Here is a 16083-nt window from a genome sequence, read left to right as displayed (position 1 = left end):
TTCGTTCTACTTTATTAGTATCGCTGACTCCAGCATGACCTAAATCTTCGTCTAAAGTCCATTGCTCTTGTGCTGTTCCTATTTCTATGGAGATTTCACTTTCGCCATCATTTTCGTCGAAGAAACCAACTTTGACATCGTAATAACCTGTTTCTCCTGTAAATGTGTCAGAAGCAGTTCCTTGGGTGTTGCCTGACTTAAACAAAGAAACTAATGCACCATCGGAAGCGACACTTGTGGATTCAGTTTTGTAACCAGTTAGACTCATGTCTTCTGCTTCTAGACGAATGTTTGTCATATTTAATTTACCCCATCCTTGAGTTTATCAGTAAATTTTCTAGTGCTACTTGGATGTTATTAATTACACAAGAGTGTAAAACCCTTGCTATATAACCATTTCATTTTATTATAGTCTGTCTACTAAAATTTTTCATAAAGTTTTAGTAAATTATACGGAAAATTTATGAAGTTTTGATGAAGTTATAGCAATTTTTAAGTAATTATACTTAAAATTTACTGAAAAAGTTAAAAAGTCTGTTAGTGAGAGAAAGAAAAAATTAAGTAATTATACTTAAAATTTACTGAAGAAGTCTATTAGACATCTTCAAAAATAAAAAATCAAATCAATTACCCTGCAGAAAACATTAATTCTTTCCCTCTATTCCCTGCTCCCTACTCCCTACTCCCTCTTTTCTGAAGAAGTCTATTAGTGAGGGAAGGGAATAGTTCAATAAGTACAGGACTTACGCAGGAGAACCCAGAAACCCGGTTTCTCGTAGACGTCTATTGCTCAAAACAAGGATTTATCGTAGAAACCGGGTTTCTTTGCGTAAGTCCTAAAGTAATTTTCTTCTGTGTTCTCAAAAACTCTTCAAGATATGGTATTGTGAAATAATCGAAATAATGCTTAAGCATGAAGATAATAAGTATTTGTGTTGTGTGCATTAGCGATCAAAAAATCTGGCATTGATAATTTTGGATATGATTTTTATTTGTTGGCAATTGCTAAACTATTGAATAACAAATACTTAGAGATTATTCAGTTTTTATTTTCATACCTTAGTTCAACAACGCCAAAAATTTTAATTAGAAACGATGTTATCGAATTACTCCAAGCTATGCCAGATCAAACATCACTCAAGTCTCTTTTAGTACCAGCATCTGGATCTCTAGAAGTTCCCTCTTTATCTTCCAATTTAACAGAAATCTCCCTTGAAGAGCTGATTCAGCAGACAGCAGAAGCATCAAAATCTGAGATTTGGTTTTCTTTGGTTTTACCTACTTATAACGAAGCTGAAAATATCGAAAGAGTAGTCAGTAAGCTTTGTGAGGTACTAGATCGAGTGTTACCTCAACGTTACGAGTTAATTGTCGTCGATGATAATAGTCCTGACTTAACTTGGCAAGTTGCACAAAAACTGATGGAGCATTATTCACAGTTGCAAGTCATGCGCCGTCAACACGAACGTGGGTTATCAACTGCTGTGATTCGAGGCTGGCAAAGCGCCCGAGGCGAGATTTTGGGGGTAATTGATGCTGACTTACAACACCCACCTGAAAGTGTATTGGAATTACTGGGGAAAATTTGTCTGGGTGCAGATTTAGCAGTGGCTAGCCGACATACTCAAGAGGGTGGTGTTAGTGATTGGAGTTTTATGCGACGTTTTTTGTCAAGAGGGGCGCAAACTCTAGGGTTGTTAATTTTACCTAATACTATTGGTAAAGTTTCCGATCCTATGAGTGGGTACTTTCTGGTGAGACGGAACGCGATCGCTGAATGTAGGCTATATCCAGTGGGATACAAAATTCTCATTGAAGTCATCGCTAGAGGCAATATTGGGCGGGTTGCAGAGGTAGGCTATGTTTTCCAGGAGCGTCTAGACGGTGATAGTAAGGTGACTTGGCGACAATATCGGGATTATATTCATCATCTCTTGAGGCTGAGAATTTTTCTATGGCCTTTTAGTCGATTCATTCGCTTCGGAATTGTTGGCTTAAGTGGAGTTTTTGTTGATATGATTATTCTCTATTTACTGAGCGATCCCACTACTTTAGCCCTGGGGTTGACTCGCAGTAAGTTGGTGGCAGGAGAGTTAGCAATTGTTAATAATTTCATTTGGAACGATCGCTGGACGTTTAGAGATTATTCTCGTCAACAAAAAGGTAGAGCTAAATTGTTAAAACGATTCTGTAAATTCAATATTATTTGTTTAGCTGGCTTGTTTATAAATATCTTGACTTTAAATTTAGTGTTTAATTTTTTGCTGCCTAATCGATATATAGCAAACTTAATTGCGATCGTTGTAGCAACCCTATGGAACTTCTGGGTTAATCTGAAATTGAATTGGCGTAGTACCTGATATCAGTAGTCAGTAGTCAGTAGGGGTGATTCGCGTTTGCTCGCATGAGTAGGAAATCACCCGTACAGTAGAAAATACTCAACTACTTATTTCTAGGGCGTGTCAAGAATCCTTACCTCAACTGCCTAGACTATCCTCAAATCCTGTAGATGCGATTATTGTATGTGCAATTAAACGGACTTGATATTATACCGAATTATATAGAGTCCGGTTATATAATAAGTGTTCAACCCGATCTTAGATGAGGGTTTGGAGGCCAAACCCCTACGGTAATGTTTCCCGATATTTTGAGCGCTATGAGGGGTCATACCCTGAACTGCAACGTTATAGTTATTGAAATTTTGGGATGATATAGAGTCCGGTTATATAATAAGTTTTCAAACGGTAATGTTTCCCGATATTTTTGACGCCATGAGGGGTCATACCCTGAACTGCAACGTTATAGTTATTGAAATTTTGGGATGATATAGAGTCCGGTTATATAATATAGAATCCGGTTATACAGTAATTGCAAAATTACTTTCTCTTAATACAGATGTTAAGCATGAATACAAATTATACAATTCCCAAGTTCCAATCTTTTCTTTTTACTGACTCCTGACTCCTGACTCCCTGTAAGCGATACGATAACTAATTACCCGGATTCTATATTACACCAGTTTTCATTTCGGTAGACTAATGTAGGGACGTTCCATAGAACGTCCCTACAGGATTTTGATTGTGACGATGTGGTTCATCAATCTGAAAAGCAGTGTAAGCGGATTTGATCTCAAAATTATTTCTAAATTTTTAACGGAAAATCATCTAACAGATTTAGTAAACTCAATATGCCTAAACCATCTATAATATCTAATAATTTTCGATGGTTAAACAGGTTCATTTATTCAGCTTTTAGACGAATATTTGTCATATTTAATTTATCCTATTGTTGAGTTTAACAATTGAGTTTTTAAGTAAATTTTCTAGTGGTAATTAGACATTTTATATAAAAAAAAATGTCTATTTGCACAGTATTTTGTAGAAAACATCAGTTGAGGTGAAGTAATTACGTGAATGCCATAAAATGCCTATAAATATTACTAATTATCTTTTGAAACTTAATAAAAAGTTTCTGTAAAGTTATACAGAAAATTTATGGGATTTTGATGAAGTTAGAGCTAATTTTAAAAAAATCTAAAGAAAGCTGTATCCTAGTAAATAATGGTGTTAGCTTGACGAAGATATAAATGTTCTTTGAACGAATCAGTTGTATACCTGTGGTACAACTAACGTTGTGCTTTGTGTTTAATGTTAGCGAAGGCTTAAAAACAAACTCTTATGATAACTGAAATGACCCATACTTTTAATTCTTTGAAACCTCTCAATTACTTTTACCTCTTTTAAAGGTTAATGAAGCTGATAGCGCAGCTCCTCCGCAGGAGGCTAGCTAATAGCTGACGGCTGAATGCTTACTTACACATTATTTTCAGCAACGCCAAAAATCAGGCATTATGAACATTATCAATGATTTTAATATAGTAGTAATTGGAGCTGGTCCCGCAGGGTGTCAATGTGCTAGAATCTTAGCAAAATTAGGATATAAAATTTTACTTGTTGAACAACACAAAACATTTGAAAAAAATGACTTTTCTAGTGCAGCAACTCCTCAAGAAACTATTAAAAATTTTAATTTACCAGAAACAGTAGTCGGTAGTTATTGGCAGAAAATTAGTATTGTTACAACTAACATTAATCACACCTGGACATCACAAAAAACTTTAGGAGCTGTTTTAAATTTTGCTAAACTTAGAGAATTTTTGGCAGGAGAAGTAGAAGCTTATAAGGGTAAAGTTTGGATGGGTTGTCGTTATATTAGACACTTTCAAGAAGATGGAAAAACTATTGTAGAAATTAGGCGTTTTGGTGGTGAAAAAATTGTTGTTAGTACAGAAGTTTTAGTTGACGCGACTGGATATGCAAGAGCAGTTATGTATGAGAAAAAAAGTAGCCAACCTGAGTTCTTAGCTGGTGTTGGAATTGAATATTTAATTGAAGTTGAACCTAGGGAATATGATAAATATGCTAATAATTTAATTTTTTTATTAGGTCATAAATGGATGCCGAAAGGTTATTCTTGGATATTTCCTATGGAAGCAGAAAAGCAAAGATTAAAAATTGGTGTAGCCAGGTGTAATTTAGAACATAAACAAATAGTAGAAACAAAATCAATGAGGTGGTATCTAGAACTATTGATTCAAGATTATATGAAGCTTGAAAAGTATAAATTAATAGATATTCATGGTTCAACTATGAAATATTCGGTAGGATTAAAAGATATTTATTATCAAGATAATGTTATTGCTATTGGTGATGCAGTATCTAGTATTAATATATTGGGTGGCGAGGGTATTAGGCATGGCATGACAAATGCAGAAATAGCTAGTAAATATATACAAAAATATCTCCAAAAACGGTTATATAATTTTCGCCCCTATCAAAAAGAAATTCAGAGACGATATGCTATAAAATGGAATATTTGTGAACAAATGGCACGCAAAAAATATATCCAGGATAGTGATGAATCAATTGATCGAGTAGTGAAGTATTTAAAATCTTTTACAGTAGAAGATATGATGAATATTTTATTTGAATACAATTTTCAAAAGTTGTATAAAGGATTGGGTAAATATATACAACGCAAGCTAAAATTAGTCTGGCAACAATTTAGTAATTTCTTCAACTGAAAAAATCATTTTTCGTAATCATTGGTTGTGAAAATTTATTCCCTATTTCCTCCCTGTTAAATGAAAATTTTATTACTAGCAAACTATCTCCCAGATGACATACAAAGTATGGATAAATTTGCTACTATGCTTGAAACTGGCTTATCCCAATTCGGCCATCAAGTGCGCGTTATTCGTCCTGATCCTTCAATAAATCGTATTAAATCATTTCCAACAAATATAAATAAATGGTTAGGCTACGTTGATAAATTTATCTTTTTTCCAAAAAAACTCCGTCAGGAAATATCTTGGGCTGATGTTGTTCATATCTGCGACCATTCTAATGCGATTTACACTAAATATCTACATCTACAAAATGTTCCTCATGTTGTTACCTGTAACGATCTTTTAGCAATTTGTTCCGCATTAGGGGAAATTCCAGAAAACCCGACTCGATGGACTGGTAAGCAATTACAAAAAATGATTTTAAACGGACTAAATCACGCTCAAAAAGTCGCTTGTATTTCAGAGCAAACAAGGCAAGATTTACTTCGACTTAGTTCCCTCAAAGCTAATGCTATTTCTCTTATTTATATGGGTTTGAACTATGCTTATACTCCAATGAAAAAGACAGAAACTCCAGACTATTTAGACAATTTAGGAATTCCTAAAAATTCTGGGTTCCTATTACACGTGGGAGGAAATGCTTGCTACAAAAATCGACTTGGAGTGCTAGAAATATTTTATTATCTAACACAAAAAAAGCTACAAGAATATTGTTATCTAGTTATGGTTGGTCAATCTTTTACCAATGAGATGTGTCAATATATTAAAACCCATAATCTTAGACAAAAAGTTATAGAACTGGTAAGAATAGACAATGAAAATTTGCGTGCCCTCTATTCGTCTGCCACTGCTTTACTATTTCCTTCTTTAAAGGAAGGTTTTGGCTGGCCTATTATAGAAGCTCAAGCTTGTGGTTGTCCTGTATTTACTTCCAACCGCACTCCGATGACTGAGGTTGGAGGAGAAGCGGCTATCTATATTAATCCAAGTATGCCTGAAAAGGCAGCAGAAACGATTACTGAGAGTCTCCCTATGCTTGAATTATTAAAACAAAAAGGACTATTAAATGTTCAATCTTTTGAGCGTGAGAAAATGATTATTTCTTATATTCAGCTTTATCAAGAGTTATGTAAAGATACTAATTTTCGTGTAGATAAGGGGCAAGTATTTAGCTAGCTTGCTGTCAGCAGGAGAGCCAAAATAGCTTTCTTTTAAGAAGGTAGTTGAGATGAATATAGACTTTAACTAGCTATAGCAATCCTCAATAATTTCTGAAAAAAATACTGTATAAGTTTGGTCCCCAAATCATATTTTTACTAGGGTTGGGAAACCAAACCCCTACAATAAAATTCTCTGATTTAGTTGAGGATTACTATAAATGTTCAATATCAGATTTTAACCAGGGTTTGGAGACCAAACCCCTACAATAAAATTCTCTGATTTAGTTGAGGATTGTTATAAATGTTCAATTTTTTTGAGCGTGAGAAAATGATTCTCTGTTATATTCAGCTTAATCAAGAGTTATGTAAAAATACTAATTTTCGTGTAGATAAGGGGCAAGTATTTAGCTAGCTTGCTGTCAGTAGGAGAGCTAAAATAGCCTTCTTTTAAGGAAGTAGTTTAGATGAATATAGACTTTAACTAGCTATAGCAATCCTCAATAATTTGTGAAAAAAAATACTGTAGAAGTTTGGTCTCCAAATCAGATTTTTACTAGGGTTGGGAAACCAAACCCCTACAATAAAATTCTCTGATTTAGTTGAGGATTACTATAAATGTTCAATATCAGATTTTAACCAGGGTTGGGAGAGCAAACCCCTACAATAAAATTCTATAATTTAGTTGAGGATTGTTATATCAGCTTATAGCATTTAGCTAGCTTCCTGGGTCGTAACTTCGTTCAACCTAAATATGTTTGTTTTTTTGAAAAAAAAGGAAAAATTATGATGTCTAAAATTACAGAAGTTAATCCGATTATTTGGGAAAATGACCGTGTTTTATTAATTGATCAAACTCGCTTACCCGGAGAATATAAAATTGTCGAAATTAATAGTTCTGAAGAGATGGCACGAGCTATTAAAACGATGATAGTTCGTGGGGCACCAGCTATTGGTGTATCGGCAGCTTATGGAATGTATTTAGGAGCTAAAGAAATTTCCATAACTGATAGAAACTCATTTCTAAAACAGTTAGAAGAAGTAGCTGTAAGGTTACGACAAACTCGCCCAACTGCTGTTAATTTATTTTGGGCAATTGAGCGAATGTTAAAAGTAGCAAATCAAACTAATGGTTCTGTAGAAGAAATTCAAACAGCTTTATTAGAAACTGCTAAAAATATTCATGCAGAAGATTTACAAACTTGTAAAAATATAGGCGATCGCGGAGTTGAAGTTTTACCTACTACTCCAGAAAAGTTGAACATATTAACTCACTGTAATGCGGGTGCTTTAGCAACTGCTGGTTATGGTACAGCATTGGGTGTGATTCGTTCCGCGTGGCGAGATGGAAGGTTGGCAAAAGTCTACGCTGATGAGACTCGTCCCCGTCTCCAAGGTGCAAAACTTACTACTTGGGAATGCGTTCAAGAAAATATACCTGTTACTTTAATTAGTGATAACATGGCAGCTCATTGTATGAAACAAGGTTTAATTCATGCTGTAGTAGTGGGAGCTGACAGAATAGCAGCAAATGGGGATACTGCTAATAAAATTGGTACTTACAGTCTCGCTATTGTTGCTAAAGCGCATAATGTTCCCTTTTTTGTGGCAGCACCTTTATCGACTATCGACTTTAAAATATTTGATGGTAGTCAAATACCAATTGAAGAAAGGGATGCGAAGGAAATATATCAGGTAGGAGAAACGCGCATTTGTCCGGAAGGAGTAGAATTTTATAATCCAGCATTTGATGTTACACCTGCGGAATTAATTGCCGGAATAATGACAGAATATGGTACAGTTGCGCCGGGAGAATTAGAACAATTTCGGGTTAAGCAGTCGGTTTAATTTTCAGGTAAGCATTTAGCAGTTAGCTATTAGCTATCAGTTTCATCAGGGAGTAGGTAGGGACGTTTAGCGTTCCGCACAACTTTCCTATCGGAATGCTACCGCAAACGTTAACGCTACGCGACATGTTTGCGCAGCATTCCGTAAGGAAAACGCATTTTTGTTATGCAACGTCGGTACAGGGAGTAGTGGCGCGTCAAACTTGAAAATGTGGATTAAAAAACCTAACCCTCCAAACCAAAGCGCATAAAGGATTTGGGAGCCAAAATCCCATCGTTTTTTTGACAAATACAGGACTTACGCAAAATATAGAGTTATACACCATCTGTAGGGGCGAATGGCATTCGCCCTTACTAGATATAGCGTTTTTGCGTAAGTCCTGAAATAATTTAGGATTAATATATTTGCCTAGTGTTATCAAAGTCAAAAATCAGAAAAATTTATAATTTAATCGTCAAATCCAAGGGGGATTTGGAAACCAAACCCCTACAGTTTTTTTGACAAATAATTTAGAATTAATATATTTGCCTAAGGTTATCAAAGTCAAAAATCAGAAAAATCTATAATTTAATCGTCAAACCCAAGGAGGATTTGGAAACCAAACCCCTACAGTTTTTTTGACAAATAATTTAGGATTAATATATTTGCCTAGTGTTATCAAAGTCAAAAACCCGAAAAATCTATAATTTAATCGTCAAACCCAAGGGGGATTTGGAAACCAAACCCCTACAGTTTTTTTGACAAATAATTTAAGATTAATATATTTGCCTAGTGTTATCAAAGTCAAAAATCAGAAAAATCTATAATTTAATCGTCAAACCCAAGGAGGATTTGGAAACCAAACCCCTACAGTTTTTTTGATCAATAATTTAGGATTAATATATTTGCCTAAAACCCAAGGGGGATTTGGAAACCAAACCCCTACAGTTTTTTTGACAAATAATTTAGAATTAATATATTTGCCTAGTGTTATCAAAGTCAAAAACCCGAAAAATCTATAATTTAATCGTCAAATCCAAGGGGGATTTGGAAACCAAACCCCTACAGTTTTTTTGACAAATAATTTAGGATTAATATATTTGCCTAGTGTTATCAAAGTCAAAAATCAGAAAAATCTATAATTTAATCGTCAAACCCAAGGAGGATTTGGAAACCAAACCCCTACAGTTTTTTTGATAAATAATTTAGGATTAATATATTTGCCTAGTGTTATCAAAGTCAAAAATCAGAAAAATCTATAATTTAATCGTCAAACCCAAGGGGGATTTGGAAACCAAACCCCTACAGTTTTTTTGACAAATAATTTAGGATTAATATATTTGCCTAAAACCCAAGGGGGATTTGGAAACCAAACCCCTACAGTTTTTTTGATAAATAATTTAGGATTAATATATTTGCCTAGTGTTATCAAAGTCAAAAACCCGAAAAATCTATAATTTAATCGTCAAACCCAAGGGGGATTTGGAAACCAAACCCCTACAGTTTTTTTGACAAATAATTTAAGATTAATATATTTGCCTAGGGTTATCAAAGTCAAAAATAAGAAAAATCTATCATTTTTTAGATACTCAATTTTATAGTGCAATAATGATAAGTTGTTTTGCTCTTGTATTTAGCTCAACTTTAGAATAATTTTATGGATAAATTTCGAGTAGAAGTTATTACTAAAACACCAAATCCTCAACAGGTAATTTATGCAGCTTTGCATCAAGATTATAGTGAAGGATTTGTATTTGATGAACAAAATACTTGGCCTTCGGAAGCCAAGTGTGGGGAAATTATTGTTAAGAGACTTTTAGCAGGCGATCGCGGCCATTATGGATGCTATTCTGCTGATACTGAAGTGTTAACAAATCAAGGTTGGATGACTTGGAATGAAGTAACATATTCTACGCAGTTACTAACTGTAAATACTGACACAAAAGAGGCTTGGTTTGAAAAGCCAAATCAACTTTATGAGTATGATATAGATGATGAATTGTATTATGTTCAGAGCAATTTTATTGATTTGCTAGTTACGAAAGACCATAGAATGATAATTTCCCAAAGAACAAGTACGGAAAATAATTGGACAGAATGGTTTAGTAAAAAAGCTGAGGATGTTTATAATACATCAGTACGTTATTTATTGAATTGCTATTTAAAAAATAATGCCAGAAAGTTGCCTAATGATTTACCAGAAAATATCGACTTACAAACAGCTTTTAGAATAGCAGGTTTTTTCTATAGAGATGGGCTGAGAAGTATAAATAAAAATTCTGGTGTTGTTAGGTTTAGAATAAAAAATTCTCGCAAAATAGATTATTTACTTTCATTGAATTTGGAAATCAAAGAAACTGAGGGAAATAGGTTTGTAATTGAACACAAATCCTTAGCTTCATGGATTCATCGGAATTTTTCTAATTGTGAAGATAAGACTGTACCAATTTGGTTATTAGAATTACCAGCAAATTTAATAGCGAGTTTTTGGGATGGCTTACAAAACAGCGATCATACAAATATAAAAGAAAAAAGTTGGTACTGTAATTCAACTAATAAAAATGCTTTAGAAATAATTCAAGCAACTGCACATATTAATGGTTTTAGGGCAAACCTAACTTTAAATAATAAAAATGAGGGTGAAGCGGATAAAAATCACAAACCTTGCTGGAGATTAGATATATCTGAAATTTCTACATATCCTGTCGAATGTTGCCAAGAAAATAGAAGTGTAGAAATAAAGGAAGGTTTTGTTAATTACAAAGGTAAAGTTTATTGTGCTTCTGTTTCTACTGGTGCTTTATTAGTTAGAAGAAATGGAAAAGTTATTGTGTGTGGAAATTGTATTGAACATCCTCAAATTACTTTTAATTGTGGATTTTTTCCCCATAGTGTTATGCAGCAAGCAAGAACTCATAGAATAGGTTGTTGTTTGTCGGGTAATACAATGGTTAGATTTGGGCATTCGTCTTTATCTAAAGGAGAGAAATATTATGAAGAAACAATTGAAAAATTAGCTAATTTATGGCATTACGGGAGAAAACATCAACAGACTTCTCAAGATGCAAAATATATGCAAGAAAGTATATCTAGACGTACTATTTTGACTTTAGATACTAAAACTAACCAACTTGTTTCTAGTAAAATTACCAATATTTATATTAATGGTGAAAAAGAAACTTACACAATAAAAACTGTTTCTGGTAAAGAAATAAGAGCTACATTGGAACACCAGTTTTGGACTAATCAAGGTTGGAAAAGGTTAAAGGAATTTAATAGTAGAACTCAATTATGTGAAGTGCAATTAACTGGTATTGAAGAAGGAGTCAGGAGTCAGGAGTCAGGATTCAGGAGGGAAAATTGCATGGGGATTCTAACCCCAAACAATTTTGAACACGGTGTAGACGGTGGGGTATTAAACCCGCAAAAAAAAGATAAAATTGCTCCACAAGAAATTAATTTTATGGAAAAAGAAGTATTAGATGAAAAGGGTAATTTGCGTTTAAACAGAAATAGTAGACCTCTTGCAGAAGTTTTAATTAAATCAGTTCAAGATATAGAATCAACAATTTTATCCCCCCTATTCCCTATTCCCTATTCCCTATTCCCTAACTTTGTAGAAATAGAATCGATTGAAAAGTTTGGTCAAGAAATTACTTATGATATTGAAGTAGAACATCCCGAGCATAATTTTATAGCTAACGGTTTAGTTGTTCATAATTCTTTTGATGTACAAAGTTATCGATATTGTTCGGGAAAAGTTATCGCAGTAGCAGATGGAAAAACGGATATAGAAACTGCTTTTTACTTACGTCCAGTTGGAGAATATTCTGATCGTCAGGGTAAAAAATATTATTATTCTGCTGAACAACGAGAAAAAGATTTAGAGTGGTGTTTGGAGGCGGCTAAAAAATACCAAATTGATCTGGAATTAGGAATGTCTGAAGAACACGCAAGAGGAAAAATTCCTTTTGATTATCGGCAGCATTTTGTTGTTAGTTTTAATTGTCGGAGTTTGCTACATTTTTTGGATTTACGTTATAAAAAGAACGCTCAATTAGAAATTCAAAAACTTTGTGAATTAATGTGGCCTCATGTTCAAGATTGGGTGCCCAATATAGCAGAATGGTATGAAAAAAATCGATTAGGTAAAAGTAGGTTAGCACCTTAGAAATTCAAAAGTCAAAAGTAAGAATTAAAGCCAAATTAGCACCTTAAGAAGTAGAGATTTAGCAACTACTAAAGAGGAGAGCGATCGCCTCTGGTTAAGAAGCGATCGCTGACTTGTTGGACTTACCACTCGTTATTGCGAGGTTTCAGGAAAAACAGTCTGGAAGGCAAAAGGCAGAAAATAGATTGATTTACCAAATGACAGGTAAATATCCCCATCTTTTGATTTTTTCATCTTTGGAAATCAGTGGAACTTTATGAAGCAAACTACTAGCAACAATTAATCTATCCGCAGGATCTCCATGAAATTCTCCAGGTAATCGAGTTGATAAAACCGCAATTTCTGGAGTAAGGGGTAAGAGTTTAGCTTTAGGATGCTGGAAAGCTAAACTCATCCAAATTTGAACATCCATTGATAATTCAATTCTATTTTTGGCAACTAGCATAGATAATTCCCAACAGCTAATAGCAGTAATCCCGATGATAGTATTATTCTGAATAGTTTCGATTGCTTTTTTTGAAAGTTTAGGAGATTCTGTCAACCACCAAATCCAAGCATGGGTATCAAGAATAATCATAAGTCAACATCCCAATTTTCATCAATAGGAGAAATAATATCCTTTTCATAAATAACACTATTTTTGAGTGGATTATTGACTAACCAGTTGGTTGAAAAATTAGAAGATTCAGCATTTTTTTTGAGTGCTATTATGACATCATGTAAGATATTAATTGTTGCATCATCGACAGAATCAAGTTCATTTTTGAGTTGTTCACGGTTAATCATAATAAATATTTATGAGTTAATAATTCGCCAAGTTTGATCAAGCAAATTATCCTTTTTATAAAGACACATAGTTTTGACAGTTTGGAGGATTGAAGCCTGTTCAACTGAGAATCCCACATTCAGCATTGGTAACTAAAAGGTTGGATATTATTGCTGTGGACAAGTGAACTTTATTGAATGCCATAGCAATCAATTAACATTAATTAGTTACTTGAACTTAGTATTTGCTCTTATTCGGACAATAGTAATATTTTTGTCTAGTAAACAGTTGGTTCTTAATTATTTTTTTATTCCAAAAAATTAGAAATTAACGTCTGGTGATTTAGAGCAGTCCTTTTGTTTGATTCCTGTAGTTATTCTTCAAAATCATACTATGTCTTTAATGTCAACCTCTTTAATTAGGGTTTGCTGAAAAAGTCTTATGGGTGAGGGTAGGAGACAGGAGACTCAAGACTGGAGACAGGAGAAAAGAATGTACCAGGAGAGGGACTTCCCGCCAGGAAAGTTAAATTTATTGATTTTTGGTAACCCAATGCGCTATCCAATCAATCATTTTGCTAACGGGGACAACGGGATCGCCAAACAAACTTTGAGCAACTGCTGTAGAATTAAACAAGTCTATGGGTTCTTCCTCACCGTCAAAAATTGGAGTTTTTCCCAATCTTTTCCCAAACTCATAGGCTACATAACGAACACTAACTAAACCAGAACCTCCGATATTGAGGGGACTGGTGGGGGTGGTGCAATGTAACAAAGAACGCAAAATTTGTACAGTGGCATCACCTTGCCAAATCAAATTACCACAGTCAGTAGTTAAAGAGATAGGCTGTCGATCTCGAACTTGACAGGCTATATCAAATAAAAATTTACAGTTTAAAGTAACTGCATAGCTGAAGCGAATGAGTCGCCCTGGTGTCCCAAATTTTTGAGAAAAGAATTGGAAAATACGCTCACGACCAACACAAGAATTAGCATATTCTCCTAATGGTTCGGTTTTAGCATTTTCATCTAAACCTTTGCTAGTGACAGAGACTAAAGGATAAACCACCGATGATGATAAAACCACAATACGTGATTGAGAAAATGATTGAGCTACTAACGCCGGAATATAGGTGTTTGTTACCCACATTAACTGCTCTTGACCTTCTACAGCATATTGCATATTGGAGAGGTTAAAGTGTTTTTCCGCTGCCGTGTATTTCGTTGCCATGTAGATAACATTGGGCAGTTTTGGCAATTGTTCCACTGCATTATTATCCAGCAAATTACAGACAATGGTTTCTACGCCCCAACTTTCTAGACGCTCACGAACTGCGGAATTACTAAAACGGGATACGGCAATAATACGTTTGTGGGGGGCTGCACGTTTGGCCATTCTTGCTAAAGACGGACCTACCTGGCCGCCAGCACCCAGTACAATAATATCTCCCTCAAGTTGGGCTAAATCTTCGATTAGGTCTTGACTGGGACAGGATAAGAGTTCTTCTAGTTCGGTTTCATTATTGATTTTGTCAGGTAAGCTACGAAAATCTAAAATTTCCATCGATTCATCCTTATTCTTATAATAGTCTAGTGCTACAACTTGACGTGCGGAACGTGGGTTAATGAAGCGATCGCTTCAGATAATTCACTGAAATTCAAACCTAAATACTAACTTTTTGAGTCCAGTAGGGTGTGTTTTGCTGATGAAAAGCGTTTTCCTAAAACACTATTTCAAGCTTGACGCGCCACTACGAGACTAACTAATTAAATCTGAAAGTTTTGAGAAATACAGGTATAAATTAAGCTATCATAGATTAAAGAAATTCCCTATTCCCTATTATGAAACTTAAAGTTAAAAAGTTAGATGAATTGGCAATTATTCCCTGTTATGCTCATAAAGGAGATGCCGGATTAGATTTATTTTCTATTGATGAATTAACTATTAATCCTGGAGAAAGTAAATTGATTCATACAGGTATTTCCATAGAATTACCGTCAGGAACAGAAGCACAAATTCGCCCCCGAAGTGGATTAGCATTAAAACATCAAATTACTGTTTTAAATACTCCCGGAACTATTGATGAAATTTACCGAGGAGAAATCGGAATAATTCTCATAAATCATGGTAAAAATTCCTTTCAAGTAACTAAAGGAATGAAAATAGCTCAAATGGTCATAGCATCAGTTTTATCTGTTAAAGTAGAAGAAGTTGATCAATTAAGTACAACTGAAAGAGATATTGGTGGATTTGGTTCAACAGGAATATTATGACAGAAGAATTATATCAAAGACCAACCTGGGATGAATACTTTTTAATGATTGCTAAATTAGCTGCTACTCGCTCAACTTGTTTAGCATTTCCAGTGGGGGCAGTAATAGTTAAAAATAAACAAGTTTTAGCAACTGGTTATAATGGTTCTCCTTCCGGTTCTTCGCATTGTACAACTCAAGGTTTTTGTTATCCAGAATTAAGTAGTTGTGATGCCAGTAAAATTTTACCATCCCGTGCTGTCCATGCCGAAGCTAATGCTATTGCTCAAGCAGCAAAACATGGCATTTCTACTAATGGAGCTGTTATTTATGTCACCTTAGAACCTTGTCTTTCTTGTTTGAAATTAGTTATTTCTGCAGGCATTAAAGAAGTTTTTTATGAGACTACTTTTAATAGTGGGGAAAAGGCAGCTTTAAGAGATATGTTTATCAAAGAGGGTTTAGTTACTATTAAGCAAATTTCTATCTCAGAAAAAATTGCTAAAAAAGCAGCAAGTTCTCTACTTTTTCCCACTTCTGTTCCTAAGTCTTCTTGAGAATTGAGAATTCAGAATTCAGAAGTTGTTTTTGTAATACTAAAAAGAAAATTACAAATAATTTGGTAAAATAACATATTTGATGTCAGATATTTATTGGATAGAAAAGAGAATTTGAATCCGAGAAAATGAGATTAAAGCTATTTCTACTGACTACTATAGCCATCGTAAATAATCTGTGAAAAAAAACTGTAGGGGTTTGGTCTCCAAACCCAGAAGATTAAC

General features: G+C 34.3%; 11 protein-coding genes. 7 read left to right on the top strand and 4 right to left on the bottom strand.

The window, feature by feature from the left end; genetic code table 11:
- Nucleotides 1-298, bottom strand: a 298-nt coding sequence (locus tag F6K40_RS31990; RefSeq protein ID WP_293141906.1) for a hypothetical protein, incomplete at its 3' end; no start/stop codon positions are given.
- Nucleotides 299-1118: 820 nt separating this feature from the next.
- Here F6K40_RS31990 and F6K40_RS31985 point away from each other — a divergent pair.
- From F6K40_RS31985 to thyX, 5 genes are all read left to right on the top strand, one after another.
- Nucleotides 1119-2360, top strand: a complete 1242-nt coding sequence (locus F6K40_RS31985) for a glycosyltransferase (RefSeq protein WP_293141908.1) — start codon at nucleotides 1119-1121, stop codon at nucleotides 2358-2360.
- Nucleotides 2361-3850: 1490 nt separating this feature from the next.
- Nucleotides 3851-5083 carry an NAD(P)/FAD-dependent oxidoreductase gene (locus F6K40_RS31980; protein ID WP_293141904.1) on the top strand — a complete coding sequence of 411 codons (1233 nt, stop codon included), beginning with the start codon at nucleotides 3851-3853 and terminating at the stop codon, nucleotides 5081-5083.
- Between the two features lie 108 nt (nucleotides 5084-5191).
- Nucleotides 5192-6304, top strand: a complete 1113-nt coding sequence (locus tag F6K40_RS31975; protein WP_293141902.1) for a glycosyltransferase family 4 protein — start codon at nucleotides 5192-5194, stop codon at nucleotides 6302-6304.
- A gap of 767 nt (nucleotides 6305-7071) precedes the next feature.
- Complete coding sequence (gene mtnA / locus F6K40_RS31970; protein WP_293141900.1) at nucleotides 7072-8133, top strand: S-methyl-5-thioribose-1-phosphate isomerase; 1062 nt, start codon at nucleotides 7072-7074, stop codon at nucleotides 8131-8133.
- A 1636-nt stretch (nucleotides 8134-9769) separates the two neighbouring features.
- A complete protein-coding gene (gene thyX / locus F6K40_RS31965; RefSeq protein WP_293141898.1) occupies nucleotides 9770-12283 on the top strand; it encodes an FAD-dependent thymidylate synthase in 2514 nt (837 codons plus the stop codon).
- A gap of 190 nt (nucleotides 12284-12473) precedes the next feature.
- On the opposite strand, the gene F6K40_RS31960 is transcribed toward thyX, so the two are convergent.
- The 3 genes from F6K40_RS31960 to F6K40_RS31950 form a co-directional block, all read right to left on the bottom strand.
- Nucleotides 12474-12860, bottom strand: coding sequence for a type II toxin-antitoxin system VapC family toxin (locus F6K40_RS31960; protein WP_293141896.1), 387 nt, complete (start codon nucleotides 12858-12860; stop codon nucleotides 12474-12476).
- Nucleotides 12857-13069 (bottom strand): hypothetical protein, encoded by a 213-nt coding sequence (locus tag F6K40_RS31955; protein WP_293141894.1) that lies wholly within the window; start codon nucleotides 13067-13069, stop codon nucleotides 12857-12859. The genes F6K40_RS31960 and F6K40_RS31955 overlap by 4 nt, the downstream gene beginning before the upstream one ends.
- Nucleotides 13070-13580: 511 nt before the next feature.
- Entirely contained in the window at nucleotides 13581-14612 is a 1032-nt protein-coding gene (locus F6K40_RS31950; RefSeq protein WP_293141892.1) for an NAD-dependent epimerase/dehydratase family protein, read from the bottom strand.
- 278 nt (nucleotides 14613-14890) lie between these two features.
- On the opposite strand from F6K40_RS31950, the gene dut reads away from it, so the two are divergent.
- Both dut and F6K40_RS31940 read left to right on the top strand, forming a co-directional pair.
- A complete protein-coding gene (gene dut / locus F6K40_RS31945) occupies nucleotides 14891-15322 on the top strand; it encodes a dUTP diphosphatase (RefSeq protein WP_293141890.1) in 432 nt (143 codons plus the stop codon).
- Nucleotides 15319-15858: a deoxycytidylate deaminase gene (locus F6K40_RS31940; protein ID WP_293141888.1), complete on the top strand. Its 540-nt coding sequence runs from the start codon at nucleotides 15319-15321 to the stop codon at nucleotides 15856-15858. Before dut ends, F6K40_RS31940 begins: the two co-directional genes overlap by 4 nt.
- Nucleotides 15859-16083 lie beyond the last annotated feature (225 nt).

Origin of the sequence: Okeania sp. SIO3I5, assembly GCF_010672085.1 — a bacterium.
Classification (GTDB): domain Bacteria; phylum Cyanobacteriota; class Cyanobacteriia; order Cyanobacteriales; family Microcoleaceae; genus Trichodesmium.
The sequence above is the reverse complement of the archived record's forward strand: the minus strand, read 5'-3'. Positions and strand labels throughout refer to the sequence as shown.

Bases quoted from the DNA above. Each gene is read 5' to 3' on its own strand.
- dut (WP_293141890.1), top strand. From the start codon at position 14,891: ATGAAACTTAAAGTTAAAAAGTTAGATGAATTGGCAATTATTCCCTGT.
- thyX (WP_293141898.1), top strand. From the start codon at position 9,770: ATGGATAAATTTCGAGTAGAAGTTATTACTAAAACACCAAATCCTCAA.
- F6K40_RS31950 (WP_293141892.1), bottom strand. From the start codon at position 14,612: ATGGAAATTTTAGATTTTCGTAGCTTACCTGACAAAATCAATAATGAA.
- F6K40_RS31955 (WP_293141894.1), bottom strand. From the start codon at position 13,069: ATGATTAACCGTGAACAACTCAAAAATGAACTTGATTCTGTCGATGAT.
- F6K40_RS31980 (WP_293141904.1), top strand. From the start codon at position 3,851: ATGAACATTATCAATGATTTTAATATAGTAGTAATTGGAGCTGGTCCC.
- F6K40_RS31940 (WP_293141888.1), top strand. From the start codon at position 15,319: ATGACAGAAGAATTATATCAAAGACCAACCTGGGATGAATACTTTTTA.
- F6K40_RS31985 (WP_293141908.1), top strand. From the start codon at position 1,119: ATGCCAGATCAAACATCACTCAAGTCTCTTTTAGTACCAGCATCTGGA.
- mtnA (WP_293141900.1), top strand. From the start codon at position 7,072: ATGATGTCTAAAATTACAGAAGTTAATCCGATTATTTGGGAAAATGAC.
- F6K40_RS31975 (WP_293141902.1), top strand. From the start codon at position 5,192: ATGGATAAATTTGCTACTATGCTTGAAACTGGCTTATCCCAATTCGGC.
- F6K40_RS31960 (WP_293141896.1), bottom strand. From the start codon at position 12,860: ATGATTATTCTTGATACCCATGCTTGGATTTGGTGGTTGACAGAATCT.